Raw genomic sequence first — 8,165 nt, 5'->3', positions numbered from 1 at the left:
GCCGTGATGGGCGCCGGCTTCTATGAGTGGCCGTCCGCGATGGAGGAGGGGTCGGCCTACGGAATGGGGCCGACGTTGCTCGCGACGGCGGTCGCGTTCTTCGCCGGATACGCCGTGATCGCGTGGCTGATGCGCTGGTTGACGCGGCGCTCGTATGCGCCGTTCGTGCTGTACCGGATCGCCCTCGGCGGGCTGACCCTGATCCTGTTGGCTACAGGGACTCTGAGCGAGTTCGCGTAGTGGCCGGATGGGACGTCGGGCGCGGCGGCCGAAGTCACAACATGAGATCGCAAACGTCCGGATGCCGGACGATTTACGACTGTACGATGAGAACTCGTGATGTTTTGTGGCCTGGTCATCGGAAACGAGTCACAAGTTGGTTGCGGAATGACGCTACTATCGCTGTGAGCTTGCCGAAGATGATCCAGCAGCTTAGAAATGTGGGCCAGGGTGGCGGAAAATGACACAATCATGGAGGGTTGGTTTACCCAATGCGTAACTCTGCGCGAAAAGCGAGCCTGGCGGCTATCACCGCCTTGGCGCTCGCGCTTGCCGCTTGCGGTGGCGACGACGATGAGGACAGCAGCGATAGCGGCAGCGGCGACAACGGCGACGGTGACACCGGCGAGCCGACTGGCGGCGCGTTCAGCACCTATATCAGCGAACCACAGAACCCGCTGATTCCGGGCAAGACGAACGAGACAGAGGGTGGCCAGATCGTCGACACCCTCTGGACCGGGCTGATCAAGTACAACAATGAGACGTACGAGATGGAGTTCACAGGTGTCGCTGAGTCGATCGAGGACTCGGGTGACGCTCAGACTTACACCGTCACCCTGAAGGACGGCTGGACCTTCCACGACGGCACTCCGGTGACCGCGCAATCGTACGTGGACGCATGGAACTGGACGGCATACGGCCCTAACGCCGCGAACAACTCCTACTTCTTCGCCAACATCGAGGGTTTCGAGGACCTTCAGGGTGACGTCGAGCTCACCGAGGAGGGTGAGGTCATCGTCAACGAGGAGCCGGAGTCCGAGGAGATGTCCGGCCTGAATGTCATCGACGACCTGACCTTCGAGGTCACGCTCTCGGAGCCTTTCGCCATCTGGCCACTGACCACGGGTTACACCGCGTTCTTCCCGCTGCCGGAGGCGTTCTTCGAAGACGAGGACGGGTTCGGCGAGCAGCCCATCGGCAATGGCCCGTACGCGGCGACCGGGCCGTACCAGCCGGGGCAGGGCATGGAGATCGAGAGGTACGAGGAGTACGCCGGCGACAACCCCGGCAACGCGGACCAGATCGAGTTCCGCGTGTACGCCGACGAGAACACCGCCTACACGGACGTCCAGGCGGGCAACCTCGACCTCTCCGACACGCTCCCGCAGAGTGCGCTGGGCAGCGGCGCTGACGAGTTCGGTGACCGGTGGGTCGAATACCCGCGCGGCGACGTCACGATGCTCGGGTTCCCGATGTACCTCGAGAGCCTCCAGGACGAGCGCGTGCGGCAGGCCCTGTCGCTCGGCATCGACCGAGAAGCGCTGACGGAGTCGATCTTCCTGGGTTCTCGCACCCCTGCGCAATCATTCGCCTCGCCCGTGGTCGACGGCTACCGCGAGGACGCCTGCGAGTTCGCCACGTTCGATCCTGATCGAGCCAACGATCTGCTCGACGAGGCGGAAGCAGACGGCGCATTCGACCGGTCCGAGCCGATCGACCTGTGGTTCAACTCCGGTGCCGGGCACGACGAATGGGTCGAGGCCATCGGGATCCAGCTGCGCGACAACCTGGGGATCGCCAACTACAGCCTGGAGAGCATCGACTTCGCGGAGTTGCTGGACCTGCGCGAGCAGCAGCAGATGACCGGTCCGTTCCGGCATGGCTGGGTCTTGGACTACCCGAGCCTCGAGAACTTCCTCGGGCCGCTGTTCAAGTCGACTGCTACCCCGCCCAGCGGTACGAACGACGTGTTCTATGACAGCTCGGAGTTCGACGACCTGATCAACCAGGGTGACGTCGCCGGTGACCCCGAAGAGGCGACGGCGCTGTACCAGCAGGCCGAAGACGTGCTGTGCCAGGACATGCCTGCCACGCCGCTGTTCTACGGCGTGAACCAGGCCGTACACACCGAGAACGTCGACAACATCGTGATCGACCCCTTCTCCCGCATCGATCTGGCGGGCGTGACTGTGAACCAGTGACCTCAGAGGATCACTGACCGGTAGCGTTGGGGTGTGCCTATTGGGGTGCACCCCAACGCTACCTGTGAGATCACAGAGCACTCAGCCATAGCGCTCAGTCGTAAGGAGGGGCATGGCCCGCTACATCGCGCGTCGGGCATTGATGACCATCCCGGTACTTATCGGTGCATCGTTTCTGATCTTCTGGATGGTCTACGCCCTACCCGGTGACCCGGTCCGGGCGCTGGCCGGAGACCGCCCGCTGACACCGGCGGCACTCGCCGCCATCCGGGACGAGTACAACCTCGACGACCCGTTGCTGATCCAGTACGGCAAGTACATGCTCGGGCTCCTTCAAGGTGATCTGGGTACTGACTTCGCCGGCCGGCCGGTTATCGACACGATCACTCAGCGGCTCCCGACGACGGTGCGCCTGGCGCTGACAGCGATCGTCTTCGAGATCATCATCGGCCTGACCGCCGGTGTGCTCGCCGGTGTCCGTCGTGGTTCGTACATGGACAACCTGGTGCTGGTGTCGACGACGGTCGTCGTGTCGATTCCCGTGTTCGTGCTCGGCTTCGTCGCCCAGTACGCGTTCGGGCTGCGGCTGGGATGGTTCCCGATCGCAGGGCTCAGCGACGGGTTCCGCAGCTATATTCTGCCCGGGCTTGTGCTCGCATCGCTCTCGCTCGCGTATGTCGCACGTCTGACCCGTACGAGTCTCGCGGAGAACCTGCGGCAGGACTACGTGCGCACAGCCCGGGCGAAGGGCCTCAAGCCCTCCGTCGTCGTGGGCAAGCACACCATGCGCAACAGTATGATTCCGGTGGTCACCTTCATCGGTGCGGACCTTGCCAACCTGATGGCCGGCGCGATCGTGACGGAGACGGTGTTCAATCTCCCAGGGCTGGGCCGAGCCGTGTTCGACTCGGTCCTGCGGCAAGAGGGTTTCGTGGTCGTCGGGATCGTGACGATCTTCGTGTTCTTCTACATTCTGTTCAACTTGGTGGTCGATATCCTTTACGCCGTGATAGATCCAAGGATCCGCTATGACTGACCAGCAGCCCAGGGACGTAGAAGACGATCTGGGCGGGACGCAGACCGTCATTGAGTCGGGCTCGCCGCAAGACCAGAAGGCGACCGAGACGACGGTGGCCCAAGCGGGAGGCGAGCTCCGCCAAGCCAGCCTTTGGTCCGACGCATGGCGGCAGCTGCGGCGCAGCCCGCTGTTCCTCTCCGGCGCGGCCTTGTTCCTTGTGTTCGCCGTCATGGCCGTCGTGCCGCAGCTGTTCACGAACGCGGATCCCAACGTCGCCGATCTTTCCCGGTCCGCCGAGGGGCCCAGCGGTGAGGCGTGGTTCGGATACGACATACAAGGCCGGGACTACTTCGCCAACGTGGTCCACGGCGCGCGAGTCTCGATGGCCGTGGGGTTCTTCACGGTGCTCGGCATCCTGACCATCGGTGTGGTCGTCGGCGCGTTGGCGGGCTATTACGGCGGTTGGCTCGACGCGGTGCTGGCCCGGGTGACGGACGTCTTCTATGGCGTGCCTTTGATTCTGGGCGCGTTCCTCTTGTTGTCCACGCTGAGTAACCGCGGAGTTCCGGAGGTGTCGCTCGCGCTCATGGTCTTCGGGTGGATGACGGCGATGCGACTGGTCCGCTCGACAGTCGTCTCAGTGAAAGACGCTGACTACGTGCAAGCCGCGCGAGCCCTGGGCGCGTCGACATGGCGGATACTCACCCGGCACATCCTGCCCAATGCTGTGGCGCCGGTCCTTGTCTACGCCACGATCACCGTCGGCTTGATCATCGCCGCGGAAGCGACGTTGTCATTCTTGGGGATCGGGCTGCAGCTGCCCGAGGTCTCGTGGGGACTACAGATCAACTCGGGCCTCAACCGGTTCCGTGACTCCTCGTTCCTGGTCTTCTTCCCAAGCCTGTTCCTGTCCCTGACTGTTCTGTCTTTCATCCTGATGGGAGACGCCCTGCGTGATGCCCTCGACCCGAAGTTGCGCTGATGTCTGAAACATTGACCACGCCCCAGTTCGCCGGTTCCGTCGGCGTGCCCGTTCTGGAGGTCGACGACTTGCACGTCGAGTTCCGGACGACGTACGGCACCGTGAGTGCCGTCAACGGCATCACCTATTCCGTCAACAAGGGCGAGACCCTGGCCATCCTCGGAGAATCCGGCTCCGGGAAGAGCGTCAGCGTCCAGGCGGTCATGGGCATCCTGGACACTCCGCCGGGTTTCATCACCAGTGGGTCGATCCGCTTCCACGGCGAGGACATCCTGAAGATGTCCTCGCACAAGCAGCGGATTCTGCGGGGACCCGGTATCGCCATGGTGTTCCAGGACGCCCTGTCGTCGCTGAACCCTGTGTTCAGCGTCGGGCACCAGATCGGCGAGATGCACCGGGCTCATCAGGGCGCATCCCGTCGGGAGGCCAAGGCGAAGGCGATCGAGCTCATGGAGCGCGTCGGTATCCCGGCCGCGCGGGAGCGGGTGAACGACTACCCGCACCAGTTCTCCGGCGGGATGCGGCAGCGCGTCATGATCGCCATGGCGCTGGCGCTGGATCCGGAGATCCTGATCGCCGACGAGCCCACCACGGCGCTGGACGTCACGGTCCAGGCCCAGATCATGGAGCTCCTCAGCGACTTGCAGGCGGACACCGGCATGGGGCTCATCCTCATCACGCATGACCTCGGCGTGGTCAACGAGGTCGCCGACCGCGTCGCCGTGATGTATGCGGGCAAGATCGTCGAGTCCGGAACGATCGACGAGGTCTTCACGTCGCCCACGCATCCCTATACGGCGGGCCTAATGAGCTCGGTCCCACAGGCCGAATCGAAGGGCACGCGCCTGAACCCGATCACGGGGCAGCCGCCGAACCTGGCGGCGATACCGGCAGGCTGCTCCTTCCACCCTCGTTGCCCACACGCGAGGGTCGGCTCGGCAGCCGCGCCTGGCCGGGACTGTGCCGTTGAGGTCCCGGACCTGCGTGAGGTTCGGCCCGGCCGCAAGAGCGGCTGTCACTACAGCGAGGAGCTTTACGGTGAGTGATTCCCGCGAGCCCATCCTAGTGATCAAAGACCTGGTCAAGCACTTCCCATTGACCAGCGGAATCGTCTTCAGACGGACCGTCGGCCAGGTCCAGGCCGTGGACGGTGTGAGCCTGGAGCTCTATCCCGGCGAGACGATGGGCCTGGTGGGGGAGTCCGGATGCGGAAAGTCCACGGTGTCCAAGCTGATGATGGGCCTGACTAAACCGACGTCCGGGCAGATCATCTTCGAGGGCAAGGACGTCGCCGGCATGGGCCGGCGGGAGCTGCGCCGTTACCGCCGCCAGGTGCAGATCGTCTTCCAGGATCCGTATGCGTCGCTCAACCCGCGGATGACGGTCGGCAACATCGTCGCCGAGGCGTGGGAGATCCACCCGGACGTGGTCCCGAAGAAGGAGCGGTCCCGCCGGGTGCGCGAGCTGCTCGATCTGGTCGGCCTGAACCCGGACTATGTGAACCGCTACCCGCACCAGTTCTCCGGCGGGCAGCGCCAGCGCATCGGTGTGGCGCGCGCGCTGGCGCTGCGCCCGAGTGTGCTGGTGTGTGACGAGCCCGTCTCGGCCCTCGACGTCTCGGTCCAGGCGCAGGTGATGAACCTGCTGGAGGATCTACAGGACGAGCTTGGACTGTCCTACCTGTTCATCGCGCACGACCTCTCGGTCGTGCGCCACCTCAGCGATCGTGTGGCCGTCATGTATCTCGGTCGCATCGTGGAGTCCGGCAGCCACGCCGACGTGTATGACCGGCCGGCGCATCCCTACACGCAGGCGCTGCTGTCGGCTGTGCCCGTGCACGAGCCCGCGCTGCGCGGCGCCAAGGAGCGGATCGTGCTGACCGGCGACGTGCCGTCGCCGGCAAACCCGCCGTCCGGCTGCCGTTTCCGGACGCGCTGCTGGAAGGCGCAGCAGATCTGCGTTGACGAGGACCCGGCGCTGACCGATCGGGGACAGGGTCACCCATCGGCATGCCATTTCGCCGAGAGCGTGGAGATCGTGCACGTGGATTGAGGGTCGTTTTGGGCCCGATTCCCGCACGTACGCGAGTCGCGCTCAAGGCGAGGGAGAGAGATTTCCGTCCTTGCCCAGCGGTTCGGCTCGCGACTCTAAGTTTCGCTGATCGCCGGCGTTTCGTACGCGAGCCGCCCGATGCCCACCACACCATGGACGGAAATCTCTCACCCTCGCTCGGTCGGTCTGCGCGCCTGCGGCTGGGAACAGATCGCCTCACGTCCGTTCAACGGGCGTGAGGCGATCTCCATCTCGGGGCTGGATCCTATAAAGGCTTGCCCGGCTCGCTCGTGCTTACAAGGGGAGGTACGAGCGGGGGTTGGTGTGCTGGCCGTCCAGGCGGACCTCGAAGTGCAGGTGTGGCCCGGTGGAGTATCCGGTCGAACCGATCTGGCCGATGACCTCACCCTTCTCGACCCGCTGACCGGCAGAGACGCTCAGACCCGACTGGTGGGCGTAGAGCGTGGTGACGCGCTGCCCGTTCATCATCCCGTGATCGACGATGACCATGTTGCCGTAGGCGGTGTTGAACGTGGCCTCGACGACGGTGCCCGAGTCAGCGGCGTAGATGTTGCTGTCGCTGCCGCTGAAGTCGATACCGGTGTGCATCTTCACGTAGCCGAGGATCGGGTGTAGGCGAGAGCCGTACTCGGATGTGACGGACCCGTTGGCCGGAAGCGTGAAGGATCCGGTGCCGTTGCCCGTGCCCGAGCCTCCGTCGTCGGAGCCTCCGCCGGAGTCGTCGCTGGAGCCGTCGCCGTCTGGCGCGGGTTCGGGGCTGGGGTCGGGCAGGTTGTTGAGGTACTCGGTGATAGCAGTGGATTCGTCCATCTGCTCCATGTACAGCTCGTAGTCCTCGAGCCGGGCGTCCTCGGCCAGGTCGAGAGCTTCCTCGACCTGAGCCTGCTTCTCCTCATGCTCGGCCTGGGCTTCCTCGGCAGCGGTCTCGGCCGCCTCTGCGTCTGCCAGGCTCTCCGCGGCCTGTTCGGCCAGCCGCTCCTTCTCTTTGCGCTGCCCTTCGAGGTTGGAGGCCGCGTTGCGCAGGTCGGCCTGGTCCGTCGCCAGCCGGCCGAGTGCGTTGTCGCTGGCTTCCAGCAGGGTCCGCATGTCGAGGTAACGGTCGCTCAGCTCTTCGGGCGACTCCGCGCCCAGCACGACGCCGACAGTAGTGAGGCCGTTGTTCTGATAGGCCTCGCGAGCGACGCTTCCGAGAGTTGCCTTGGCACCTTCGGCGCTGGTCTCGGTCTCCTCCATCTCGCGCTGCGTGCGCTCGATCGACTCTTCGGCGACCTTGATCTGTCGCCGGGCCTCTTCCTCGGCTTCGCGGGCGGCCTCTGCGTCGGCGGTGGCCTGCTCAAGCCTGTCACCGGCGTCGTCGACCTCGCCAAGAACCTCCTGCAAGAGCCGCTGCGCCTCGGCCACGGCGGCCGTCTGCGCGTCGGCGAGGGCCTCGTCGTACGCCTCGCTCGGGTCGCGACGGTCGAGATCACCCGGATCGTCCGGCGACTCGGCCGGAGGAGACGTCGGGGCGTCGGACGGCAGATCCGATGCCTCGTCTTCGGGCTCGTCGGAGGGTTCTCCCTCGTCGGCCGGCGGAGTCGCGCTCGTGGGCACGAATGCACTGGCAGCGGGCGAGGTGGGCTCGGCGTGGGCGGACATGCCGGCTGTCGCTAGGACAAGCCCGGTACACGCCGCGGCCACTGCATAGACGTCGCGTCGGGGGCGCTGCATAAACCTGTTACTACTCCCTTCGTGCCGGTGCGTTGAACCTTGTGGGCCGCAGCGCCGGTCCTTCGGACGCGGTTTCGTGTCCTCGTCATGCCTAGCTCATCCCGGCGAGACATGCGACCCGAAACGCCGCACACTGCGGAACAAACCACGCCAATGGTACAGAAAGGTGCGTTGATGGCAA

7 protein-coding genes are annotated in these 8,165 nt (G+C 65.0%); 6 read left to right on the top strand and 1 reads right to left on the bottom strand.

The features are described from left to right. The 6 genes from ELR45_RS00380 to ELR45_RS00355 all read left to right on the top strand — a co-directional run. On the top strand, positions 1–240 hold a 240-nt coding region (locus ELR45_RS00380; protein ID WP_276320625.1), incomplete at its 5' end, for an undecaprenyl-diphosphate phosphatase. A gap of 251 nt (positions 241–491) precedes the next feature. Further along, positions 492–2,201: a peptide ABC transporter substrate-binding protein gene (locus ELR45_RS00375; RefSeq protein WP_129662550.1), complete on the top strand. Its 1,710-nt coding sequence runs from the start codon at positions 492–494 to the stop codon at positions 2,199–2,201. A 112-nt stretch (positions 2,202–2,313) separates the two neighbouring features. Further along, complete coding sequence (locus tag ELR45_RS00370; RefSeq protein ID WP_129662549.1) at positions 2,314–3,237, top strand: ABC transporter permease; 924 nt, start codon at positions 2,314–2,316, stop codon at positions 3,235–3,237. Then, on the top strand, positions 3,230–4,201 hold the full coding sequence (locus ELR45_RS00365) for an ABC transporter permease (RefSeq protein ID WP_129662547.1): 972 nt from the start codon (positions 3,230–3,232) through the stop codon (positions 4,199–4,201). The genes ELR45_RS00370 and ELR45_RS00365 overlap by 8 nt, the downstream gene beginning before the upstream one ends. Beyond that, complete coding sequence (locus ELR45_RS00360) at positions 4,201–5,247, top strand: ABC transporter ATP-binding protein (protein ID WP_129662546.1); 1,047 nt, start codon at positions 4,201–4,203, stop codon at positions 5,245–5,247. The genes ELR45_RS00365 and ELR45_RS00360 overlap by 1 nt, the downstream gene beginning before the upstream one ends. After that, positions 5,240–6,253, top strand: coding sequence for an ABC transporter ATP-binding protein (locus ELR45_RS00355; RefSeq protein WP_165367328.1), 1,014 nt, complete (start codon positions 5,240–5,242; stop codon positions 6,251–6,253). Before ELR45_RS00360 ends, ELR45_RS00355 begins: the two co-directional genes overlap by 8 nt. Before the next feature lie 294 nt (positions 6,254–6,547). Here ELR45_RS00355 and ELR45_RS00350 read toward each other — a convergent pair whose 3' ends face one another. After that, entirely contained in the window at positions 6,548–7,984 is a 1,437-nt protein-coding gene (locus tag ELR45_RS00350) for a peptidoglycan DD-metalloendopeptidase family protein (protein ID WP_129662542.1), read from the bottom strand. Positions 7,985–8,165: the final 181 nt, after the last annotated feature.

The sequence above is a fragment of the Phytoactinopolyspora endophytica genome, from assembly GCF_004138495.1.
GTDB classification, from domain to species: Bacteria; Actinomycetota; Actinomycetes; order Jiangellales; family Jiangellaceae; genus Phytoactinopolyspora; species Phytoactinopolyspora endophytica.
The sequence above is the reverse complement of the archived record's forward strand: the minus strand, read 5'-3'. Positions and strand labels throughout refer to the sequence as shown.